Annotated in this window: 16 protein-coding genes and 3 rRNA genes; 10 read left to right on the plus strand and 9 right to left on the minus strand. The window is 67.0% G+C overall.

The annotated features are described in order from the left end of the window. Positions 1-37 precede the first annotated feature (37 nt). On the plus strand, positions 38-1,654 hold the full coding sequence (locus ACOKGD_RS13510) for an L-lactate permease (protein ID WP_342337880.1): 1,617 nt from the start codon (positions 38-40) through the stop codon (positions 1,652-1,654). A gap of 70 nt (positions 1,655-1,724) precedes the next feature. Further along, positions 1,725-3,251 (plus strand): ATP-dependent DNA ligase, encoded by a 1,527-nt coding sequence (locus tag ACOKGD_RS13515; protein ID WP_342337881.1) that lies wholly within the window; start codon positions 1,725-1,727, stop codon positions 3,249-3,251. On the opposite strand, the gene ACOKGD_RS13520 is transcribed toward ACOKGD_RS13515, so the two are convergent. After that, the gene (locus ACOKGD_RS13520) at positions 3,252-3,881 is read right to left on the minus strand and encodes a TetR/AcrR family transcriptional regulator (protein ID WP_342337882.1); all 630 of its coding nucleotides are present in this window, start codon (positions 3,879-3,881) and stop codon (positions 3,252-3,254) included. It lies immediately after the preceding gene. Positions 3,882-4,020: 139 nt separating this feature from the next. Between ACOKGD_RS13520 and ACOKGD_RS13525 the strand changes: the two genes are divergently transcribed. After that, positions 4,021-5,283, plus strand: a complete 1,263-nt coding sequence (locus tag ACOKGD_RS13525; RefSeq protein ID WP_342337883.1) for an MFS transporter — start codon at positions 4,021-4,023, stop codon at positions 5,281-5,283. A gap of 49 nt (positions 5,284-5,332) precedes the next feature. Beyond that, positions 5,333-7,618, plus strand: coding sequence for a glycoside hydrolase family 3 C-terminal domain-containing protein (locus ACOKGD_RS13530; protein WP_342337884.1), 2,286 nt, complete (start codon positions 5,333-5,335; stop codon positions 7,616-7,618). Between the two features lie 63 nt (positions 7,619-7,681). On the opposite strand, the gene ACOKGD_RS13535 is transcribed toward ACOKGD_RS13530, so the two are convergent. After that, positions 7,682-8,221, minus strand: coding sequence for a YaeQ family protein (locus ACOKGD_RS13535; protein WP_342337885.1), 540 nt, complete (start codon positions 8,219-8,221; stop codon positions 7,682-7,684). A 67-nt stretch (positions 8,222-8,288) separates the two neighbouring features. Between ACOKGD_RS13535 and ACOKGD_RS13540 the strand changes: the two genes are divergently transcribed. From ACOKGD_RS13540 to ACOKGD_RS13555, 4 genes are all read left to right on the plus strand, one after another. Continuing rightward, positions 8,289-9,914, plus strand: coding sequence for a radical SAM protein (locus tag ACOKGD_RS13540; protein WP_342337886.1), 1,626 nt, complete (start codon positions 8,289-8,291; stop codon positions 9,912-9,914). After that, complete coding sequence (locus ACOKGD_RS13545) at positions 9,911-10,225, plus strand: hypothetical protein (protein WP_342337887.1); 315 nt, start codon at positions 9,911-9,913, stop codon at positions 10,223-10,225. The genes ACOKGD_RS13540 and ACOKGD_RS13545 overlap by 4 nt, the downstream gene beginning before the upstream one ends. 2 nt (positions 10,226-10,227) lie before the next feature. Next, positions 10,228-11,058 carry a prolipoprotein diacylglyceryl transferase gene (locus ACOKGD_RS13550; RefSeq protein ID WP_342337888.1) on the plus strand — a complete coding sequence of 277 codons (831 nt, stop codon included), beginning with the start codon at positions 10,228-10,230 and terminating at the stop codon, positions 11,056-11,058. A 70-nt stretch (positions 11,059-11,128) separates the two neighbouring features. Then, positions 11,129-11,587, plus strand: coding sequence for a hypothetical protein (locus tag ACOKGD_RS13555; RefSeq protein ID WP_421355064.1), 459 nt, complete (start codon positions 11,129-11,131; stop codon positions 11,585-11,587). On the opposite strand, the gene ACOKGD_RS13560 is transcribed toward ACOKGD_RS13555, so the two are convergent. The 4 genes from ACOKGD_RS13560 to ACOKGD_RS13575 form a co-directional block, all read right to left on the minus strand. Continuing rightward, positions 11,584-12,666 (minus strand): AI-2E family transporter, encoded by a 1,083-nt coding sequence (locus tag ACOKGD_RS13560; protein ID WP_342337890.1) that lies wholly within the window; start codon positions 12,664-12,666, stop codon positions 11,584-11,586. The two genes, ACOKGD_RS13555 and ACOKGD_RS13560, sit on opposite strands and share 4 nt — an antisense overlap. A 73-nt stretch (positions 12,667-12,739) precedes the next feature. Continuing rightward, positions 12,740-12,856 (minus strand): 5S ribosomal RNA (gene rrf / locus ACOKGD_RS13565). Positions 12,857-12,971: 115 nt separating this feature from the next. Next, positions 12,972-16,071 (minus strand): 23S ribosomal RNA (locus tag ACOKGD_RS13570). Between the two features lie 359 nt (positions 16,072-16,430). Then, positions 16,431-17,955, minus strand: a 16S ribosomal RNA gene (locus ACOKGD_RS13575). Together the 16S, 23S and 5S rRNA genes form the textbook arrangement of a ribosomal RNA operon. Before the next feature lie 554 nt (positions 17,956-18,509). On the opposite strand from ACOKGD_RS13575, the gene ACOKGD_RS13580 reads away from it, so the two are divergent. Then, positions 18,510-19,250, plus strand: coding sequence for a YceI family protein (locus tag ACOKGD_RS13580; protein WP_342335555.1), 741 nt, complete (start codon positions 18,510-18,512; stop codon positions 19,248-19,250). Between the two features lie 10 nt (positions 19,251-19,260). Here the strand turns inward: ACOKGD_RS13580 and ACOKGD_RS13585 are convergent, their stop codons facing one another. Together ACOKGD_RS13585 and ACOKGD_RS13590 are read right to left on the minus strand one after the other, a co-directional pair. Continuing rightward, a complete protein-coding gene (locus ACOKGD_RS13585) occupies positions 19,261-19,464 on the minus strand; it encodes a hypothetical protein (protein ID WP_342335557.1) in 204 nt (67 codons plus the stop codon). 87 nt (positions 19,465-19,551) lie between these two features. Continuing rightward, positions 19,552-20,421 carry a nucleoside hydrolase gene (locus ACOKGD_RS13590; RefSeq protein WP_342335558.1) on the minus strand — a complete coding sequence of 290 codons (870 nt, stop codon included), beginning with the start codon at positions 20,419-20,421 and terminating at the stop codon, positions 19,552-19,554. A 237-nt stretch (positions 20,422-20,658) separates the two neighbouring features. On the opposite strand from ACOKGD_RS13590, the gene ACOKGD_RS13595 reads away from it, so the two are divergent. Then, positions 20,659-21,552 carry a DUF808 domain-containing protein gene (locus ACOKGD_RS13595; RefSeq protein WP_342335559.1) on the plus strand — a complete coding sequence of 298 codons (894 nt, stop codon included), beginning with the start codon at positions 20,659-20,661 and terminating at the stop codon, positions 21,550-21,552. A gap of 285 nt (positions 21,553-21,837) precedes the next feature. Here the strand turns inward: ACOKGD_RS13595 and ACOKGD_RS13600 are convergent, their stop codons facing one another. After that, positions 21,838-22,509 carry a copper resistance CopC family protein gene (locus tag ACOKGD_RS13600; RefSeq protein ID WP_342335560.1) on the minus strand — a complete coding sequence of 224 codons (672 nt, stop codon included), beginning with the start codon at positions 22,507-22,509 and terminating at the stop codon, positions 21,838-21,840. Positions 22,510-22,953 lie beyond the last annotated feature (444 nt).

A 22,953-nucleotide genomic window follows, 5' to 3' on the forward strand; every position in this document is an offset into this window, starting at 1 on the left:
TATCCACGGGCACGTGTGCCCCGCTACCGTGTGCCGCATGTGGAACCAGCAGATCGATCCGCTCGGCAACATCGCCCTGTCGGCCCTGGTCGCGGCCGTCCCCATCCTGGTGTTCCTGGTGTGCCTGGTCGTCTTCAAGATGCGCGGCATCACCGCCGGCATCATCGCGAGCGTGCTGCAGATGGCCATCGCGGCGTGGCCGTTCGGCATGCCGGCCGGATCGATCGCGGGGGCCGCCCTCGCGGGCATCCAGACGTCGGTCTGGCCGATCGCCTACATCATCGTCATGGCGGTGTGGCTCTACCGCCTGACGGTCGCCAGCGGCCGGTTCGATGTGATCCGCGCGTCGATCGCGGGGGTCTCGCCGGATCAGCGCGTGCAGGTGCTGCTGATCAGCTTCGCGTTCGGCGCGTTCCTCGAGGGCGCGGCGGGCTTCGGCGTGCCGATCGCGATCTGCGCCGCGCTGCTCGTCCAGCTCGGCTTCTCGCCGGTGAAGGCCGCCATGGTTTCGCTGGTCGCCAACGTCGCCGCCGGCGCCTACGGCGCGATCGGCATCCCGGTGATCGTCGGCGCGCAGGTCGGCGGGGTCGACCTGGCGAGCCTGTCGCTGCAGATGGTGATCGTCCTGCAGATCCTGGCGCTCGTGACGCCGTTCCTGCTGGTGCTGATCCTCGACGGCTTCCGCGGCATCCGCGAGACGTTCGTGATGACCCTGAGCGTCTCGCTCGCGTTCTCGATCAGCCAGGCGGCGATCCTGATCTTCCTGGGCCCGGATCTCGCGGACATCATCCCGGGTCTGCTCACCATGGTCGTCGTCTTCGCCGTGGGCCGCGCCTGGAAGCCGAAGCGGATCTACCGCGAGGAGGGCGCCCCGGAGCCCACCGCGACGAACCAGACGTTCGGCGACGTCGTGGTCGCGTGGAGCCCGTTCTACATCCTCACCGGCGTGGTGTTCGTGTGGAGCCTGCCGTGGTTCAAGTCGCTGTTCGCTGTCGACGGGCCGTTGTCGTGGCTCGTCGCGCGCGTGCCGATCCCGGGCGTCACGGGCGTCATCGTGCCCTTCGGCAAGGACGAGCCCGTCGCGACCGTCTGGGAGTGGACGCCGGTGAACGCGACCGGCACGGCGATCCTCGTCGCCGTCCTCATCTCGTTCTTCACGACGCCCCAGCTGCGCTCGGCGGATCTGTGGCGCGAGCTGGGGGCGACGCTGAAGATGCTGTGGCAGCCGATTGTGCTGATCGCGCTCGTGCTGATCGTGGCCAACGTCGCGAACCACTCGGGCGGCTCGACCGGCATCGGCACGGCCATCTCGGAGATCGGCTTCATCTTCCCGCTGTTCGCGCCGGTGATCGGCTGGTTCGGCGTCTTCATCACCGGATCGGTCGTGAACAACAACACGCTCTTCGCCGGCCTGCAGACGGTGACCGCGCAGGGCATCGGCGTGGATCCGACGCTGCTGGTCGCCGCCAACACATCCGGTGGCGCGGTGGCCAAGCTCGTCTCGCCGCAGTCGATCGCGATCGCCGCCGGAGCCGTGGGGCTCACGGGGCGCGAGGGGGAGATCCTGCGCGCGGTCATCGGCTGGAGCCTCGCGATGCTCGGCGTGGTCTGCGTCTGGGTGATGCTGCTCTCGCTGGTGATGCCGGCTCCGTGATCCCCTTGCCGCTCGCGGCGCCGATGTCCAGCACCTGCCGGATGTCGGCGGCCCGGCGGACAATGGCGGCATGCTGCTGAGCGAGCTCGTCCAGGCGACCGAGGCGGTCGCCGCCACGTCGTCCCGCCTCAAGAAGGTCGCCGCCCTCGCCGAGGTGCTGCGCGAGCTCGACGACGACGAGACCGCGCCGGCCATCGGCTTCCTCCTCGCGAGCCCGCGGCAGGGGCGCATCGGCGTCGGATGGCGAGGGCTGACGGGCCTGGCGGTCCCGCATGCCGAGGAGCCGGCCCTCTCGATCCTCGACGTCGACGCGGCGCTCGAGCGCATCGCGGCCTCATCCGGGCCAGGATCCGTCGACGCGCGTCGTCAGCAGCTCGAGACGCTCGCGCGCGCCGCGACGGCCACCGAGTGGGGCTTCCTCTCGCGCGTCATCCTGGGAGAGCTGCGCACCGGCGCGCTCGAGGGCGTGCTGCTGGACGCGATCGCGTCGGCGGGCGAGCGCCCGGCGCCGGCGGTGCGACGGGCGGCGATGCTGTCGGGCGACCTGGGCGAGACCGCGCGGATCGCGCTGACGGGATCGCCCGCCGATCTCGAGCAGGTCGGCCTCCGCGTCGGCCGGCCCGTGATGCCCATGCTCGCCTCCACGGCGTCCACCGCATCCGAGGCGGTCGCCACGCTCGACCGCACCGCGTCGGTCGAGTACAAGCTCGACGGCGCGCGCATCCAGGTGCACCGCGACGGCGACGAGGTGCACGTCTACACCCGCAGCCTCGCCGAGGTCACCGCGCGTGTCCCGGAGCTCGTCGAGGCCGTGCGCGCGCTCCCCGTCGAGCGGGTGATCCTCGACGGCGAGACGCTCTCGCTCGACGAGGACGGCGCCCCGCGTGCCTTCCAGGACACCATGGCCCGCTTCGGCTCCGAGACCGCGGCGGCCATCGCGCTGCGCCCCTGGTTCTTCGACATCCTGCACGTCGACGGGCGCGACCTCATCGACGAGCCCCTGTCCACCCGCCTCGCGATCCTCGAGGACGTCGTGGGCGCGCTGCGTATGCCGGGAGTCGTCACCTCCGACGCCGAGCGCGCCGAGGAGTTCGCCCGGGAGGCCCTCGCCGCCGGGCACGAGGGCATCATGGTCAAGGCGCTCGACTCGCCCTACGCGGCGGGGCGTCGCGGCAAGAGCTGGCTCAAGGTGAAACCGGTGCTGACGTTCGACCTGGTGGTGCTCGCCGTCGAATGGGGCTCCGGGCGCCGCACCGGGATGCTCTCGAACCTGCACCTGGGCGCGCGAGATCCGGAGGGCGCGTTCGGCGAGCCGGGCGGCTTCGTGATGGTGGGGAAGACGTTCAAGGGCCTGACCGATGCCACGCTGCGGTGGCAGACCGAGCACTTCCCCACGATCGAGACCCACCGTTCGGCCCACGCGGTGCACGTGCGCCCCGAGACCGTCGTCGAGATCGCGATCGACGGCGTGCAGCGCTCGTCGCGCTACCCGGGCGGCGTCGCCCTGCGCTTCGCGCGGGTCAAGGCCTACCGCCCCGACAAGCCCGCCGAGCAGGCCGACACCATCGGCGCGCTCCGCGGCCTGCTGCGCGGCTGATCAGGCGTCGCGGGCGGGGCCGCCCTCGGTGAGCAGGGCGGCGAAGAGCGCGTCCATCGTCGCGGCCATGTCGACGTCCCGCTCGAGCGCCCACTGCAGCTGCAGCCCGTCGGCGACGGCCTGCAGGACGCGCGCGAGCGTCTCGGCGTCGATGCGGTCGGTGATCGCCCCGGCCCGCTGCTGCTCGGCGATCACGGTCGACAGCCCCTCGCGCAGCTCCCGTCCGCGCTCGATGAAGTACGCGTGGGCGGGGTGGGTCGCATCGGCGGCGTCGACGGCCAGGCGCGAGAACAGCTGGACCAGGCCCGGCACGTCGCCGTTGTGCCGGATCACCTCGACGAACGACTCGCGCATCCCCTCGAAGCCGCCCGGCCAGCCCTCGCCCGGCATGAAGTCGGCCCGGTCGAGGTTGTCGCGCCGGCGGAGCACCTCCGTGAAGAGCTCCTCCTTGCTGTCGAAGTAGTGCAGCACGCCGGCCTGGCTGAGGCCCACGGCCTCGGCGATCTCCTTCACCGACGCCCCGCGATATCCCTCGCGGGCGATGACCTCGAGCGCGGTCTGGAGGATCTCCTCGCGTTTGGCCACGCCTTTCGCGTAGGCGCCGCGTCGGTCCTGGGGCGCTGGGGTCATGGGACCAGTAAACCGAATGGCGCTTGATGTTCAAAACCAAATGGCATACGGTTTTCACGCGATCACCGTCGATCGCCCTCACCCACCCGAAGGACCGCACATGACAACGCCGTCTGCGCCACCCGCCTCGCCCACCCCGATGACCGAGAACACGTTCCTCGCGACCGCGGCGGGCAACGACGATCCGCCGCCGCCCCGCACGGGTCTGCGCCGACTGCTCGGATGGATCATCCCCGCGAACCTCGGTGTGTTCCTGATCTGGGGCGCCGTGCCGGGAATCCTGCTGCCGCAGCAGATCACCGTGCTGTTCGGCGAGGCCGACAAGGTCGCCAACCTCGCGATCGTGGCCACGATCGGCGCCCTCGCGGCGATGATCGCGCAGCCCGTCGCCGGCCAGATCTCGGACCGCACCCGCACCCGCTTCGGGCGCCGCGCGCCGTGGATCATCATCGGCGCCCTCGCCGGAGCGCTGTCGCTCATCGGGCTGGCGTTCGCGAACACCCTGGTCGGCATCACGATCGCCTGGGTGCTCGTGCAGGTGTCGTACAACTTCACGCAGGGCCCCCTCAGCGCGATCCTGCCCGACCGCGTCCCGCTCGCCCGCCGCGGCACCTTCGCCGCGCTGTCCGGGCTCGGGCTGATGATCGGATCGCTCGGCGGATCCATCGTCGCGGCGCTCTTCTTCGAGAGCATCACGGCCGGCTACATCACCTTCGCCGCGATCTCGGTGGTCGTGCTGACGCTGTTCGTCGCGTTCAACCCCGATCACCCCAGCACGACCCTCGCCCGCGAGCCGTTCCGCATCGGCGACTTCCTCCGCACGTTCTGGGTCAGCCCGATCGCGCACCCCGACTTCTTCTGGGCATTCACCGGGCGCCTGCTGCTGTACACCGGCTACTTCGCCGTCACCGGGTACCAGCTGTTCATCCTCACCGACTACATCGGCGTCGCGGCGCCGCAGACGGTCATTCCGCTGCTGGGGCTGATCAGCCTCGGCGGCATCCTGATCTCGACCGTGGTCTCCGGGCCGCTGTCGGACAGGATCGGCCGCCGGAAGCCCTTCGTGTTCGGCTCCTCGCTCGTCTTGGGCCTCGCGATGCTGCTGCCGTGGGTCTTCCCCACGATGGAGGCGTGGATGCTCATGACCTTCCTCGTCGGCCTCGGGTTCGGCATGTTCCAGGCCGTCGACACGGCGCTGATGAGCGAGGTGCTGCCCTCGGCCAAGTCGTTCGCCAAGGACCTGGGCGTGGTGAACATCGCGGCGACCCTGCCGCAGACCCTCGCCCCCGCCGTCGCCGGCGCGATCGTGCTGGTCTTCGGCTACGCGGGGCTGTTCCCCGTGGGCATCGGCCTCAGCGTCCTCGGCGCCTTCGCCGTCTGGCCGATCAAGGCGACCCGCTGACGTACGCCGGCCCCCTCGCATACGTCACCCACACGAAACCGGAGAGATCATGACAGATTCGACCCCCACCCCCCTGCCGGCATCGGTCGCCGACCTCACGCTCGAGGAGAAGGCCTCCCTGACCAGCGGCGCGAGCTTCTGGTACACAAAGCCCGTCGACCGCGCCGGGATCCCGCCCATCATGGTCACCGACGGCCCGCACGGCCTGCGCAAGCAGCGCGAGGGCGGCGACCACCTCGGCCTGGGCGACAGCGTCCCTGCGACCTGCTTCCCGCCCGCGGTCGGCCTCGGCTCGTCCTGGGACACCGAGCTCGTCACCCGCGTCGGCGAGGCGCTCGGGGTCGAGACGGCGATCGAGAACGTCGGCGTGCTGCTCGGCCCCGGCATCAACATCAAGCGCTCCCCGCTGTGCGGGCGCAACTTCGAGTACCTCTCCGAGGACCCGCTCGTCTCGGGCGTGCTCGGTGCGGCGCTGGTCCGGGGCATCCAGTCGAAGGGCGTGGGCACCTCGCTCAAGCACTTCGCGGCGAACAACCAGGAGAACGACCGCATGCGCTCCTCGAGCGACGTCGACGAGCGCCCGCTGCGCGAGATCTACCTGCGCGGCTTCCAGCGTGTGGTCGAGGACGCCCAGCCGTGGACGGTGATGTGCTCGTACAACCGGATCAACGGCGTCTACGCGTCGGAGGATCCGTGGCTGCTGACGCAGGTGCTGCGCGAGGAGTGGGGGTTCGAGGGCCTGGTGGTCTCGGACTGGGGCGCGGTCAACGAGCGCGTGCCCTCGATCGCCGCGGGCATGGATCTGGAGATGCCGTCCTCCGGCGGCCGCACGGATGCCGAGATCGTCGCCGCGGTGAAGGACGGCTCGCTCGACGAGGGCGTCGTCGATGTCGCCGCCGGTCGCGTCCTCGACCTCGTCCGCAAGACGCAGGCCACCGCCGGTACGATCGCGGGGCCGCTCGACGTGGACGCGCATCACGCCCTCGCCCGCGAGGCCGCCGGCCGGGCGATCGTGCTGCTCAAGAACGAGGGCGGGATCCTGCCGCTCGACCGCACCGCCTCCGTCGCGGTCATCGGCGCGTTCGCCGAGAACCCGCGGTACCAGGGCGCCGGCTCGTCGATGATCAGCCCCACCCGGCTCGACAAGGCTCTCGACGAGATCGCCGCCTACGCGGGCGCCGAGAACACGGCGTACGCCCAGGGCTTCACGATCAGCCCGCGCGACACCGCCGACGCCGCCGAGCTGCGCGCGGCCGCGGTCGAGCTCGCGGCGGCCCAGGACGTGGCGGTCGTGTTCCTCGGTCTCCCCGCGGCGGCCGAGTCGGAGGGCTACGACCGCGAGCACATCGACCTGCCGTCCGAGCAGCTCACCCTGCTCGACGCCGTGCTCGAGGTGAACCCCCGCACCGTCGTGGTGCTCTCCAACGGCAGCGTGGTCGCGCTTCCCTTCGCCGACCGCGTCCCCGCGATCGTCGAGGGCTGGCTGCTCGGCCAGGCCGGGGGCGGGGCGACCGCCGACGTGCTCTTCGGCGAGGTGAACCCCTCCGGCAAGCTCACCGAGACCATCCCGCTGCGCCTGGCGGACACCCCGGCGTACCTGAGCTTCGGCGCCCTCGACGGGCACGTCCGTTACGGCGAGGGCCTGTTCGTGGGGTACCGCTGGTACGACGCCCGCGAGCTCGAGGTCGCCTACCCGTTCGGCCACGGCCTCTCCTACACCACCTTCGCGTACGGGGACGCGACGGCGTCGGTCGGCGCCGACGGCGACGTCGAGGTGCGGGTCACAATCACGAACACGGGCGCGGTCGCAGGGCGCGAGGTCGTCCAGGTCTACACGTCGCTTCCGTCCAGCGACGTGCAGCGCCCCGTGCGCGAGCTCAAGGCGTTCGCCTCGGTGGCGCTGGAGGCGGGGGAGAGCCGCGAGGTGGTGATGGCGGTGCGCCGCCAGGATCTCGCGTACTGGAACGTGCGCGCGCAGGCGTGGACCGTCGAGGGCGGCGACTATGTCGTCGACGTCGCGGCCTCCAGTCGCGACCTCCGGGCCCGGGCGACGGTGTCCGTCGAGGGCGACGCCCAGACGACGCCCCTGAGCCGCGAGTCGTCGCTGGCCGAGGTGATCGCGCACCCGGTGGCCGGACCGATCGTGCAGCAGGCGCTCGCGCAGATGGGCGGCGGCCTGCTCGACGGCGCCTCGTCGGTCATGCCCGAGGGTGTCGACATGATGCAGATGATGGGGTCGTTCCCGATCGGGCGCGTCGGCATGATCGCCGGCGACGGCTTCCCGCCCGAGGCCATCGACCAGCTGCTCGCAGCCGCCAACGCCCCGCAGCACTGATCCGACGACGAATGCCCCGGCCAGCCGCGCCGGGGCGTTCGTCGTCTCGCCGGTCGGGCGAGCTCACTCGATGCGGTGCTCGTGGACCGCGCCGCTGAGGTGCGCGCCGTTGAGCTCGAGGTAGATCTGCCGCTCGGTCACCGACAGGGTCATGGTGTTGCGGCGGTCCAGCGCCGCCACGGCGCCCTCGACCAGCCCGTCGTCGAACGAGTGCAGCACAACATCCTCGGAGCGGTGGATCTTCTTGCCCGCCCACGAGGCGAGCACCTTCGCGGGGTCGCGGTGCGTGTAGACGGCCACCCGGCCCGCGGCCTTCGACGCGAAGTGGATCCGGTCGGCGTCGGGCGCCCCGACCTCGATCCACGCGGTGATCGATCCGGTCATGTCGCGCACGAGCACGGCGGGCTCGTCCGTCTGCGACAGCCCGTCGCTGAAGGCGATGCCCTCCTCGTACTCGAGGCAGTACGCGAGCAGACGGGTCATCATGTAGGTCTCGGTCTCGGAGGGGTGCCGCGCGATGCGCAGGCTCAGCTCGTCGTACACCCCGCGGTCGACGTCCGCCAGCTGGACGGTGAACGTGTGGATCGTTGCGGGAAGCGCCATGCTCCGAGCCTAGGTCGCCACAGGATGTCCGACGCACGCGCGGGCGCCCGGGCAATACCCTGAGCGCATGACCCAGGCCCCGTCCTCCGGCATGCCGCTGCGCGACTACCGCGTGCACCGCTACGTCAACGCCTTCTGCCCGCGCTGCAACGAGGAGGATCCGGATCGCCCGCTCGCGGAGGTGCGGCGGCTGTCGGGCTGGCTGGCCGACCGCGACGGGGTGGTCTGGCTCGAGCGCGGCTGTCCCGATCACGGCCTGATCCGCACGCTCTACGACGAGTCGGCCGAGATCCTGAGCTACCTCGAGCAGTGGACGGCGCCGACCAAGGCCCACACGCCGGACGTGATGGGCAACTTCAAGCCGATCCCCTCGGCCTACGAGGACGGCCTGCCGGCGATGCAGACGCAGCACACCTGCATCCTTCTCCAGGACATCACCGACCACTGCAACCTGCGCTGCCCCACCTGCTTCGCCGAGTCGAGCCCCGCGGCGAGCGCGGTGGCGCCGCTGGCCGAGGTGCTGGCCTCGGTCGACGCGCGGCTCGCCCGCGAGAACAACCGCATCGACGTGCTGATGCTCTCGGGCGGCGAGCCGACGCTGTACCCCTGGCTCGAGCAGCTCCTCGACCACCTCGTCGCCCGGCCGGTGGTGCGGATCCTGATCAACTCGAACGGCCTCCGGATCGCGCAGGACGACGCGTTCGTCGAGGTGCTGAAAAAGCACCGCCAGCGGGTCGAGATCTACCTGCAGTACGACGGCGAGTCGAAGGAGGCGTCGGCCTATCACCGCGGCGCCGACATCCGCCGCTTCAAGGAGCGCGCGCTCGAGCGGCTCTCCGCCGCGGGGGTCTTCACGACGCTCACGATGACCGCGGCCCTCGGCGTCAACGACGACGAGATCGGCGCGGTCATCCAGCGCGCGATGGACACGCCCTTCGTCGGCGGCGTCACGATCCAGCCCGTGTTCGGATCCGGCCGCTCCGCGGGGGTCGACCCGGATGCGCGCCTCACCCACGGCGGGGTGCTGAAGCGCCTCGAGGCGCAGACCGGTGGCAAGGTCACCTGGCGCGACCTCACGGCCCTTCCCTGCAGCCACCCGCACTGCTGCTCGGTCGGCTACCTCCTCGAGGACGACTCCGGCGAGTGGAAGTCGCTGGTGGGGCTGATCGGCCACGACCGCCTCAAGGACTTCCTCGATCTCGAACCGGATCTGCTCGCCAACCGGATCGCCGACTCCGGGGTGAACAAGAAGATCCGGGAGGTCGTGAAGACCTCGCTGCTCGACCTGCTGAGCGAGCAGTCGTCGCTGTCGCACCCGTCCATGGTCGACATCTGGAAGGACATCTGCACAAGCTGCGACCTCGGCATCGGCACGCTCGCGACGCTGGCGGCATCGCAGCTGCCCGGTCAGCACCAGCGCCTGCGGAAGATGATGGGCGAGCGCGTCAAGCGGATCACCATCAAGCCCTTTATGGACATCAATACGATGATCGAGGAGCGCCTGATCCAGTGCTGCGTGCACGTCGCCACGGTCAACGAGACGACCGACGCCCACCAGTGCGCACCCTTCTGCGCGGTGCAGGCGTGGGCGCCGCTGGGCCGCCGACGCCTGTCGACCGCGACCGGCACCCCGGCCGCGGCGCTCGGCGACGTGCGCGCGACGGGGCGGGTCCAGCTGCCGGTGCTGTCATGAGCACGTACGACCACCTGAACCAGTTCGACGCGAGCGTCGGCGATCCGCCCGCCGCCTTCGATCCGCTGAAGCTGTGCGTGTTCACCACGGTCGCCCTGATCACGGTGATCCTCGGACCGCTGGCCCTGCTCGGCTTCTCCCTCGTGGCGATCGCGGGCTACGCCAAGGCGCGGCGCCGAGGCCTCCTCCGCTCGCGCTGCAAGCTGGGCGACACGCGCCTGGTGCTGGCCTATCTGTCGGTGGTCGCGGTGCTCGCCGCCGCCGCGGTCCCGTTGTGGATCCTGATGCTCATCCGGCTGTTCGGGGGCTGACCGTGTTCCCGACGCTGCAGGATCTGCTGGGCGGGGGCCCGCCTCTCGACACCCACTCGGTGTTCGTGGCGCTGGGCATGCTGGCCGCCGGTGTGGTCTTCCTCATCGAGCGCCGCCGCCGCGGGGTCACCGACCACCGCATCTGGTACCTCGTGCTCGGGGCGCTCGTCGGCGCCTCGGTGCTGGCGCGGCTGGGCACCTGGGCGCAGCACCTCGACCCGACGAAGAACCTGACCCTCCTCGAGCAGCTCTCTTTCGGCAACGCCTCGATGCTCTCGGCGCTGGTGGGTGCGTGGCTGGGTGTGCACGTCGCGAAGCGGATCGTCCGCTATCCGGATCGGTCGGGCGACCTGTTCGCCCCCGCCGTCGCTCTGGCGATGGCGATCGGGCGCATCGGCTGCCTCCTCACGGAGAAGCCGGGGACCCCCACCGGATCGGCCTGGGGCCTGGTGCTCACCCCCGAGGCCGCCGCCTACACGGGCGGCCCCGCCGGGGTGCCGCTGCACCCGAGCTTCGTCTACGAGATCGCCTTCCACGCCGCCGCGTTCGCCCTGCTGTGGTTCTGGCTGCGCTGGCGCCCCATCGCCCCGGGCGAGCTGCTCACGCTGTACGTCGCCGCCTACGGGGTCTTCCGCTTCCTGATCGAGTTCGTCCGCGGCAACGAGGTCGTGTGGCTGGGCCTGTCGCGGCCGCAGCTCTTCCTTGCCGTGACGCTGCCGATCCTGTTCGCCCGGATCATCTGGATGATCCGCACCGGACGCTTCCGCGCCCCGGTCTCCACTTCCGTCGCCGCCCCGCAAGAGAGGACCGCCCCTCGTGAACAGCACGCCTGACCAGCCAGCCCCCGGCCCCGGCCCCGAGGACGAACGCCCCGCCGTGCCGCCGGTTCCTCCCGTGCCGCCGATGCCGCCCCTGCCACCCGCCCCGGCGCAGGGGGCGCAGGCCGCGCCGGGGTACGGGCAGCAGCCGTACGCACAGCAGCCCGCGCCCCCGGCCTACGCGCAGCAGCCCTACGCGCAGCAGCCCCCGCCCCCGGGGTGGGCGCCCACCCCCGCGCCCGCGCCGCGCCTGTGGGGATGGTCGTTCGGCGCCTGGGTGGCGGTGGGCATCGCGCTCGGCATCGTCCTGCCGGTCGCCCTGTTCTTCGTGGCGAACGCCATCGACGCGGCCCTGAACGACTACTCATCAGGCATCGCGCTCGGCTACGCGCTGATCGCCATGGTGGTCGTCGCCGTGGCCGGCATCGTGTGCATGTTCTTCGCGCGCACCCGCGGCCTCGGCACCGGCCTGCTCATCAGCGTGGCGGCGACGCCGATCATCGTCTTCGGCGTGTGCGTGGCCGTCCTCACCGCCGGCGGCTAGGTCGCGATCTTCGCGTCCTGCCGGGGGATGACGACCTGCTTCACGATGAGCAGGATCGACGCGGTCACGGGGATCGCGACGAGCGCGCCCAGCAGCCCGAGCAGCGTGCCCCCCACCAGCGCCCCGATGACGACGAGGGCCCCCGGCACCGCGATCGCATGGCTCATCACCCGCGGGGTCAGCAGGTACGCCTCGAGCTGCATGTAGACGAGATAGACGGCGGCGAAGATCAACGCGGTCAGCGGACTGGTGGCCAGGGCGAGGGCCGTCGCCACCACCCAGAACACCACGGAGCCCACCAGCGGGATCAGCGTGATGCAGAACGCGAGCACCGCCATGAGCTGCGGGAACGGCAGCCCGAGCGCAAGGTGGAGCAGGAAGACGAAGACCGCATTCACCAAGGCGAGCACAACCATGCCGCCGAGGTAGGCGCCGATGGACGCCGCGATCCGTTGTGCGATGTCGAGCACCCGCTCCCGGCTGCGCGCCGGAGCGAGGCGCACAAGCCCCACCTTCATGCTGGGCAGCGACGCCAGGAAGTACAGGCTCAGCACGATCACGATCACGATGCCGGAGAGACCGGTGGCCACGCTGGCGCCCACCTGCAGCACCCCGCCGCCGATGGCCGCGAGGTTCGCCGGGTTGGTGAGGAAGGTCTGGGCCTCATCGAGGAACGTCCCCACCTGGTCGCCGAACTGATCGGCGAGCCAGAGGTAGGCGTCCGAGCGCTCGAAGGCGGCGATCCGCTCGGGGATGCTGCGGATGAACTGCGCGACCTGGTCGACGACCGTCGGGATCACCAGCAGCAGGATGGTGGTGAGCACCACGGACACACCGGCGCAGACGATGGCGATCGACCACGCCCGTTTCAGGCCGCGCCGTTGCAGCAGCTCGACGAGCGGGTTCAGGCCGAGGGCGATGAACAACGCGAAGGCGATGTACACCAGCACGGTCGAGAGGTTCACGATCGCGATGCCGAGTGCCACCGCCGCGAGGCCGCCGAGCGTCAGCAGGAAGCCCGACGCGAAGGGCTGGCGCAGGATCCCGCCGATCGTGCGGGTCGGCCGCTGATCGCTCATGGGTGCCATCTTGGCAGACCCCGGGAAATGCAAAAAGGCCACCCAGCGTTGGGTGGCCTTTTTGGTAAAAGAAGTCCGGCGGTGTCCTACTCTCCCACAGGGTCCCCCCTGCAGTACCATCGGCGCTGAGAGGCTTAGCTTCCGGGTTCGGAATGTGACCGGGCGTTTCCCTCTCGCTATGACCGCCGAAACACTATGGATGTGTTCCGAAATCAATAGCACACTATGAAAATGTGTGTTGCTGATTCTCGACCGTACATCGAGAACCACTCAGTGGACGCGGGCGCTTCAAAGGAAAGCGAGGTGTTATCAAGTCATCGGCTTATTAGTACCAGTCAGCTGCATGCATTGCTGCACTTCCACATCTGGCCTATCAACCCAGTAGTCTGGCTGGGAGCCTCTCACCCGAAGGTATGGAAGTCTCATCTTGAGGCCGGCTTCCCGCTTAGATGCTTTCAGCGGTTATCCATCCCGAACGTAGCTAATCAGCGGTGCCCTTGGCAGGACAACTGACACACCAGAGGTTCGTCCAACCCGGTCCTCTCGTACTAGGGTCAGATCCTCTCAAACTTCCTACGCGCGCAGCGGATAGGGACCGAACTGTCTCACGACGTTCTAAACCCAGCTCGCGTACCGCTTTAATGGGCGAACAGCCCAACCCTTGGGACCTACTCCAGCCCCAGGATGCGACGAGCCGACATCGAGGTGCCAAACCATGCCGTCGATATGGACTCTTGGGCAAGATCAGCCTGTTATCCCCGAGGTACCTTTTATCCGTTGAGCGACAGCGCTTCCACAAGCCACTGCCGGATCACTAGTCCCGACTTTCGTCCCTGCTCGACCTGTCAGTCTCACAGTCAAGCTCCCTTGTGCACTTACACTCGCCACCTGATTGCCAACCAGGTTGAGGGAACCTTTGGGCGCCTCCGTTACATTTTGGGAGGCAACCGCCCCAGTTAAACTACCCACCAGGCACTGTCCCTGAACCGGATCACGGTTCGAAGTTAGATATCCAGAGTGACCAGAGTGGTATTTCAACAACGACTCCACAGTAACTGGCGTCACTGCTTCAAAGTCTCCCACCTATCCTACACAAGCCACACCGAACACCAATACCAAGCTGTAGTAAAGGTCACGGGGTCTTTCCGTCCTGCTGCGCGTAACGAGCATCTTTACTCGTAATGCAATTTCGCCGAGTTCGCGGTTGAGACAGTTGGGAAGTCGTTACGCCATTCGTGCAGGTCGGAACTTACCCGACAAGGAATTTCGCTACCTTAGGATGGTTATAGTTACCACCGCCGTTTACCGGGGCTTAAATTCTCAGCTTCGCCTTGCGGCTAACCGGTCCTCTTAACCTTCCGGCACCGGGCAGGCGTCAGTCCGTATACATCGTCTTGCGACTTGGCACGGACCTGTGTTTTTAATAAACAGTCGCTACCCACTGGTCTCTGCGGCCCACACACGCTTTCGGAGCAAGTCCTAATACGAGCTGGGCCCCCCTTCTCCCGAAGTTACGGGGGCATTTTGCCGAGTTCCTTAACCACGATTCTCTCGATCTCCTTGGTATTCTCTACCTGACCACCTGAGTCGGTTTGGGGTACGGGCGGCTGGAACCTCGCGTCGATGCTTTTCTTGGCAGCATAGGATCACCCACTTTTCATCCGCATCGTGTCTCAGCCTGAATGAGAGACGGATTTGCCTATCTCTCGGCCTACGCACTTGCACCAGGACAACCATCGCCTGGCATGGGCTACCTTCCTGCGTCACACCTGTTAATACGCTAACCGCACCAGCATGGGGTCGCGCGCTCCACCACCCGGTGTCACCCGAAGGCGACGATGAATGGTTTCGGGCGCTTAGCACCACTGGATTAGCTTGGGCGGTTCTTCGCCGGTACGGGAATATCAACCCGTTGTCCATCGACTACGCCTGTCGGCCTCGCCTTAGGTCCCGACTTACCCAGGGAAGATTAGCTTGACCCTGGAACCCTTGGTCTTTCGGAGGACGTGTTTCTCACACGTCATTCGCTACTCATGCCTGCATTCTCACTCGTGTGGCGTCCACGGCTGGTTCACACCGCCGCTTCACTCGCCACACGACGCTCTCCTACCCATCAACACGGCTGGACCACGAAGGCCTACCTATAAATGTCAATGCCACAACTTCGGTGGCGTGCTTGAGCCCCGTTACATTGTCGGCGCGGAATCACTTGACCAGTGAGCTATTACGCACTCTTTCAAGGGTGGCTGCTTCTAAGCCAACCTCCTGGTTGTCAAAGCAACTCCACATCCTTTCCCACTTAGCACGCGCTTTGGGACCTTAGTTGGTGGTCTGGGTTGTTTCCCTCTCGACTATGAAGCTTATCCCCCACAGTCTCACTGCTGCGCTCTCACTTACCGGCATTCGGAGTTTGGCTGACGTCAGTAACCTTGTAGGGCCCATCGGCCATCCAGTAGCTCTACCTCCGGCAAGAAACACGCAACGCTGCACCTAAATGCATTTCGGAGAGAACCAGCTATCACGAAGTTTGATTGGCCTTTCACCCCTATCCACAGCTCATCCCCTCAGTTTTCAACCTAAGTGGGTTCGGCCCTCCACGACGTCTTACCGTCGCTTCAGCCTGGCCATGGATAGATCACTTCGCTTCGGGTCTAGGACACGCGACTGAATCGCCCTATTCAGACTCGCTTTCGCTACGGCTACCCCACACGGGTTAACCTCGCCACGTATCGCTAACTCGCAGGCTCATTCTTCAAAAGGCACGCTGTCACACCTACCAGGGGTGCTCCAACGGTTTGTAAGCAGACGGTTTCAGGTACTATTTCACTCCCCTCCCGGGGTACTTTTCACCTTTCCCTCACGGTACTTGTCCGCTATCGGTCATCTGGGAGTATTTAGGCTTACCAGGTGGTCCTGGCGGATTCACACGGGATTTCTCGGGCCCCGTGCTACTTGGGATACTCTCCACGCCAGCACACGCATTTCGACTACGGGGCTTCCACCCACTCTGGCCGGCCATTCAAGACCGTTCGTCTATACGCTGCTGTCACGTCGACTCTTCGGCAGAAAAGTCAGGTGAGTCCCACAACCCCGAACGTGCAACGCCTGCCGGCTATCACACACGCCCGGTTTAGCCTCTTCCGGTTTCGCTCGCCACTACTCACGGAATCACTGTTGTTTTCTCTTCCTGTGGGTACTGAGATGTTTCACTTCCCCACGTTCCCTCTACCCGCCCTATATATTCAGGCGGGAGTCACCAGGTGTTGATCCTGGCGGGGTTTCCCCATTCGGACATCCTCGGATCAGGGCTCGCTTATCAGCTCCCCGAGGCTTATCGCAGATTGCTACGTCCTTCTTCGGCTCCAGATGCCAAGGCATCCACCGTCTGCTCTTAAAGACTTGAAATCACATGAGCCGTAAACCATAAATGATCTACGTTCGCTATCTTTAAAGATGCTCGCGTCCACTGTGTAGTTCTCAAAGTACGGGCGGAACCCCTCCCTCCCCCCACCAACGGCAGGGACCAGAAGAGGCCCAGAAGGAGGGATCGAAATGATCCGGTCCTTCAGGACCCAACAGCGTGCAGCCGACCCGCTTCGCTCACCAGAACGTTCCCAACCCGCAAGCGAGTCGTACTAGTTCCAGTCAGCAGCGCTGACGGCATGTCAAATGTTCCACCCATGAGCTACCAGCGAGACACATTCGGTCTCGGACTGGCGCCTGGACACCAAAGCTCCGAAGAACTGGTGCCAGATGCTCCTTAGAAAGGAGGTGATCCAGCCGCACCTTCCGGTACGGCTACCTTGTTACGACTTAGTCCTAATTACCGATCCCACCTTCGACGGCTCCCTCCACAAGGGTTAGGCCACCGGCTTCAGGTGTTACCGACTTTCATGACTTGACGGGCGGTGTGTACAAGACCCGGGAACGTATTCACCGCAGCGTTGCTGATCTGCGATTACTAGCGACTCCGACTTCATGAGGTCGAGTTGCAGACCTCAATCCGAACTGGGACCGGCTTTTTGGGATTCGCTCCACCTCGCGGTATTGCAGCCCTTTGTACCGGCCATTGTAGCATGCGTGAAGCCCAAGACATAAGGGGCATGATGATTTGACGTCATCCCCACCTTCCTCCGAGTTGACCCCGGCAGTATCCCATGAGTTCCCACCATTACGTGCTGGCAACATAGAACGAGGGTTGCGCTCGTTGCGGGACTTAACCCAACATCTCACGACACGAGCTGACGACAACCATGCACCACCTGTATACGAGTGTCCAAAGAGTTCTGCATTTCTGCAGCGTTCTCGAATATGTCAAGCCTTGGTAAGGTTCTTCGCGTTGCATCGAATTAATCCGCATGCTCCGCCGCTTGTGCGGGTCCCCGTCAATTCCTTTGAGTTTTAGCCTTGCGGCCGTACTCCCCAGGCGGGGAACTTAATGCGTTAGCTGCGTCACGGAGACCGTGGAAAGGCCCCCACAACTAGTTCCCAACGTTTACGGGGTGGACTACCAGGGTATCTAAGCCTGTTTGCTCCCCACCCTTTCGCTCCTCAGCGTCAGTTACGGCCCAGAGATCTGCCTTCGCCATCGGTGTTCCTCCTGATATCTGCGCATTCCACCGCTACACCAGGAATTCCAATCTCCCCTACCGCACTCTAGTCTGCCCGTACCCACTGCAGGCCCGAGGTTGAGCCTCGGGTTTTCACAGCAGACGCGACAGACCGCCTACGAGCTCTTTACGCCCAATAATTCCGGATAACGCTTGCGCCCTACGTATTACCGCGGCTGCTGGCACGTAGTTAGCCGGCGCTTTTTCTGCAGGTACCGTCACTTTCGCTTCTTCCCTGCTAAAAGAGGTTTACAACCCGAAGGCCGTCGTCCCTCACGCGGCGTTGCTGCATCAGGCTTCCGCCCATTGTGCAATATTCCCCACTGCTGCCTCCCGTAGGAGTCTGGGCCGTGTCTCAGTCCCAGTGTGGCCGGTCACCCTCTCAGGCCGGCTACCCGTCGACGCCTTGGTGAGCCATTACCTCACCAACAAGCTGATAGGCCGCGAGCCCATCCCGAACCAAAAAATCTTTCCCACCAGAGAAGATGCCTTCCTGGTGCATATCCAGTATTAGACGCCGTTTCCAGCGCTTATCCCAGAGTTCGGGGCAGGTTGCTCACGTGTTACTCACCCGTTCGCCACTGATCCACAAGAGCAAGCTCCTGCTTCACCGTTCGACTTGCATGTGTTAAGCACGCCGCCAGCGTTCATCCTGAGCCAGGATCAAACTCTCCGTAAAAGAACAATGCTGCCACCACCGGGAAAACGGGGAAGCAACGAGTTTGATGCTGACCAAAACGGATGTCATTACTGACTTCCAAAATTGATCCAAAGGAATCTTGCCGAACCGACAAAAGTCGGCCGACGAGGTTATTTGGCATTTGACAAGTGCACGCTGTTGAGTTCTCAAGGATCGGATGCTCCCAGCCCTGCGACTCCCGCCGCAGCCCTCCGGGGCAACTTCTCTATCTTACCTGTCGGAGTTCGTTTCGCAAATCCGACACGCCGTGCTCACCGGGGTGAGAACCGCGTCCCGAACCGGCCGGAACCCGTTCAGAACACCCCGCACCGCACCTGTTTCCAGGTGGGTCTTGATCGGGGTGGTTGTCGCTGACCTGGGGTGGGAACCTTCCGGCTCAACCTCACCGCTTGGCGGCGACAAGGGATTACATTACGTGGATCCCGGGGGTCGGGCAAACCGGGGCCGGGGTCGGGCGTGTCGCGCCTGCGAGGCGCTGATGGATCCGCTGTGAGCCCTGGTCGCCGCGCGCGGCCGCACGGCACAATCCCGTCATGAGCTCCCCCTCTCCCAGCCACGGCGGCAACCGCCGCCTGACCGTGATCGTCGCGGTGGTCGGCGGCATCGTCGCCCTCGGTGCCGCCGCCGCGGTGTTCGGCCCCGCCTTCTATCGCGACGTGATCGTAGGGGAGGCGCCTCCCGCCCCGACCGTCGGCGGCTCCACTCCCGCGGCCGAGTCGAGTCCCGCGCCCGCGGGCGATCCGCTCGCGGGGCTCGACGGATCCTGGGCGGCGTCGGAGGGGTCGTTCGCCGGCTACCGCGTCGACGAGGTGCTGAACGGGACCGATGTCACTGTCGTCGGGCGCACGGAGGACGTCGAGGCGGAGGTGGAGGTCGCCGCCCTCGCGGTGACCGCTGCGACGGTCACCGTCGACGTCGGCTCGATCGCGACCGACGAGGGAGCACGCGACGCGTACTTCCGCGACAACGCCCTGCAGGTGAGCGACTTCCCCACCGCGACGTTCACCCTCACGGAGCCCCTGGAGGCGACGTCCGCACCCGAGGCCGGCAGTGAGCAGACGGTCGAGGCGGCGGGTGAGCTGACCCTGCACGGCGTCACCCAGGCGGTGACCGCGGAGCTGCAGGTGGCCTTCGACGGCCGCACCGCCGAGGTCGCCGGAAGCATTCCCGTCACCTTCGCCGACTACGGGGTGCAGGCCCCGAGCCTCGGGTTCGTCAGTGTCGAGCCCGAGGGCTTCGTCGAGTTCCACCTCGTCCTCGACAAGGAGGGGTGACCCCGCGCGGTCAGCCGGCGACGACGCCCGACAGCGGCACGGGGATGACCACCGCGGCCGGCAGGAGATCGACGCGGCGCGCGCCGCACGAACTGCACCGCACATAGAGCACCACGCCCTCGGAGGTGGCGTGCCGCGATTCGGTGAGCCATCCGTGCTCGCACCCCGCACTGACGAGGGCATGGGTGCGGGCGTGCTCGCGGGTGGTCGTCATGGAACCAGCCTGTTGTCATGCCCTTATGCATCACAACCCTTACGCGGCGAGCGGCGAACCCGCGACGGCGCCTGCACCGCGAACGGGTCAGTGCGTGGGCGCGCCCGCGAGGCGTCGGTCGTGCAGCGCGAACTTCGCGGCCATGTCGCCGACGATGAGGCGGAAGTCGACCTCGGTGTGCACCACGCGAGGTGCCGACGGCGGATCGCCGGCGGCAAGCGAGGTCGCCAGCAGGGGGAGGCTGTCGCCGAGATGCCAGACCTCGCCCACCGGGAACCGGGTCGGGAACTCCAGGGCGGTGAACGCGTCCCAGACCGCCCCGCCCACCGCGGTGCGGGTGAGCTCGGCCTCGAGCTCGGCCAGCGAGAAGGTGCACGCCCGATAGGTCTCGAGGGGGTACTGCTCGATCGCGATCTCGGTGGCGAACACCGCGGCGGCGGCCTCCGGATCGGTGTCGCGGTTGTATTCGAAGACGTCGCCCACCGCGCCGCCCACCCACACGAGACGCGCGCGAGCGGCGATGGACGGGTCTTCGGCGAGCGCTGCTGCCACGTTGGTGAGGGGCCCCGCGCAGACGATGGTCAGCGGCAGCGGATCGTCGCGCCGCGCCGCGTCGACGATGAGCCGCGACGCCTCGGACGGCCCGCCTCCCGCCCGCTCAGCACCGGCGGCGGTGCGCCCCGCGGACTCCGGTGCCGCGACGGCGATGAGCGCCCGAGCCGCCTCGACGCCGCGAACCGCCCCGCTGTCGGCCCCGGGGAACATCGGGGACGTGAGCGAGCTGGTCACTCCGTCGACGCGATCCGACGACAGAAGGTGGTGGGCCAGCGCCAGAAGGCCGTCCGGATCGCCCGCCCAGTCGTTGTCGATGACGAGCCGTCGCGCCGGGCCGCGCATGCGACGCGGTCCGGCAGGAGAGAGCACACCGTGAACCGTCGGAGCGGCGTCCATCGTCATCTCACTTTCGTCCGTCGCAGGCGGGCGCTCAGCACGCGCCCGAAGACCTGGCCAGGCTAACACCAAAACATTGCACGCATCATGTTTTCGCCACTCGGGCGCCGCAATGTTGTGACGCTACCGTTGAGTCAGCCGCCGCCGCCCAACCGGAGCGTCGATGGCGGTGGCACCCGGTCACGAGGGACGCCCCTCGATGGCCGCCGGTCATCCCGAAGCCCTACTCGAGGAGAATCACTCATGTCCGTCGGACTTCTTGCCGTCGTTGACGACATCCTGGCCGCGGCCATGAAGGCCAGCGCGAAGACCGCCGGCGTGGTCATCGACGACGCCGCGGTGACTCCGCAGTACGTGCAGGGCCTCACCCCGGCGCGAGAGCTGCCTGTCGTGTGGAAGATCGCCCTCGGCAGCCTGGTGAACAAGTTCGTGATCATCATCCCGATCGCTCTCCTGCTCACCGCGTTCGCACCGTGGATCCTGCCCTATCTGCTCATCATCGGCGGCGGCTTCCTCTGCTTCGAGGGGGCGGAGAAGGTGCTCGAGTGGTTCGGGATGCACCACGCGGTGGCCGACGACGGGCCGCGTGATGAGAGAAAGCTGGTGTTCGGAGCCATCCGCACCGACCTCATCCTCAGCACCGAGATCATGCTCATCTCGCTCGCCAGCCTCGATGCCGATTTCGGGATCTGGATGACGCTCGGCGCGCTGCTCGTGATCGGATTCGCCATGACGGTGGCGGTCTACGGCGCCGTGGCGCTTCTGGTGAAGATCGACGACATCGGCCTTCGGCTCATGAAGAGCGCCTCGCGCAGGGTCCGCCGCACCGGTGCGCGCATCGTCGCCGGGATGCCCGCGGTCTTCCGGGTGATCAGCGTCATCGGAACGGTGGCGATGCTCTGGGTCGGCGGACACCTCGTCATCGCGAACCTCGCCGAGACCTTCTGGCACGCGCCCTACGACGTGGTGCACGCCATCACGCATGCGATCGAAGCCGCCGGCGCGGTCGTCGTGTGGATCGTGGACACCGCGCTGTCCGCGGTCGCCGGCCTCGCGCTCGGTCTCGTGATCGTCGGCATCGTGACCCTCGCGTCGCGCGCGCTGCGGCGCACGCCGGTCACCGAGGACGCGCACTAGTCGCGTCCGTCCGCGCGGGCGCCTCCGGGTGCCCGCGCCGGATATGACGAAGGCCCCGATGCCCTTGATTTCTCAGGGGTATCGGGGCCTTCGTGATGGCGGTGACGGTGGGATTTGAACCCTTCCCGGCGGTCTGCTCTCACCTACGTTGGGATGCGTTCGCCTTGACTTTCCGCGGTTCGAGGACGTTGGTGGCGGACCCGACCCTCCCTCGATGTCGCTCGGATCTTGTCAACTCTCCCTCACGGCAGGAGGCCCGGGCGATGCCGCAGACGCGGGCGAACGCTATCCCTTGCGGCGTGCGCGAGCCCGAACCGCCCAGACAGCTATTGCCCCGAGAGCTGCGACGAGGAAGACGCCCCCAGCGACGGCGAGGACGACCGCACCCTCACCGGCACCGTCGGGGGCTGGCGTCGCCGCGTCGCTCGCGGTGGGCTCGGGATCCGGCGTCGCCGCCTCATCGTCGGCCGTGGCCGTCGGATCCGGTGTCGGCTCGGCGCCCGGCTGAACGCGCGTCTCCTCGTTGCGGCAGGCGGGCTGGTCCCAGCCGAGCGCGGGCTCCGCGTCAGCCGCGGGCGCGTATTGGAAGTCGTACGACTCTGAGATGGGGTGTCCGTCGCTGGAGACCGCGTTCCAGACGATCGTGTACGTGCCGGCGTCGCCGAGGGCGACCGGGGTGGTGAGAATGTTGAGGTCGATGGTCGAGCAGGATGTCTCGTAGTAAAGACCGTCAGGCCCCTGAACCTGCGCATAGCTGGTCTGCTCGAAGTCGATCAGCTCGCCGCTGAAACTGAGCGTGACCGCGTCGAGGGCCGTGACGGTCTCTCCCGCGGCAGGGCTCGAGTCGAGCAGATTGTCGTGAGCTGCAGCGGGCGAGGACGCCAGCAGAGTGGCCGCTGCTGCGGCCACGAGGGCGAGCGACGCGCGCCGGATAGTAGGTGTGAATGTCCGTGACATGGTTCTGGATCTTTCTGTGGGCGCACGGGAGCATCCTCCCGGCGCGGGATGAGAGGGGGAGGTCACGCCCGGACGGGCGGACCTCGCCTCCTTGCTCCTCCGAGAGTTTGCAGGTGCCGCGCCAGATCCGGGGTGTGGAAGCGTGTGCGCAGTCGCTGCACGCGCGCCGCTTCGAGGAACATGGCGAACCGCCGTGCACGGCGCCCCGTGACGATAGCCAGCAGCATGAGCAGCAGCCGTTCGCCGAATGCGAGCACCAGGGTGGCACAACGGCAGCTACAACATGAGAGAACCCCATCCGCGTATCCATGTGAGCCGACACGCCCAGCGGCGCGTCCGGCATCGTCATGGCCGCCCCATGCATTACGTGTCCGGCCGGTGTGGGAACCTGACTGGTGACGGTATCCCACCCTGCGGAGAGCATGAGGTGGAACAGCGCCTGAC

It is taken from the genome of Microbacterium phosphatis, from assembly GCF_049177115.1.
Lineage (GTDB): Bacteria > Actinomycetota > Actinomycetes > Actinomycetales > Microbacteriaceae > Microbacterium > Microbacterium phosphatis.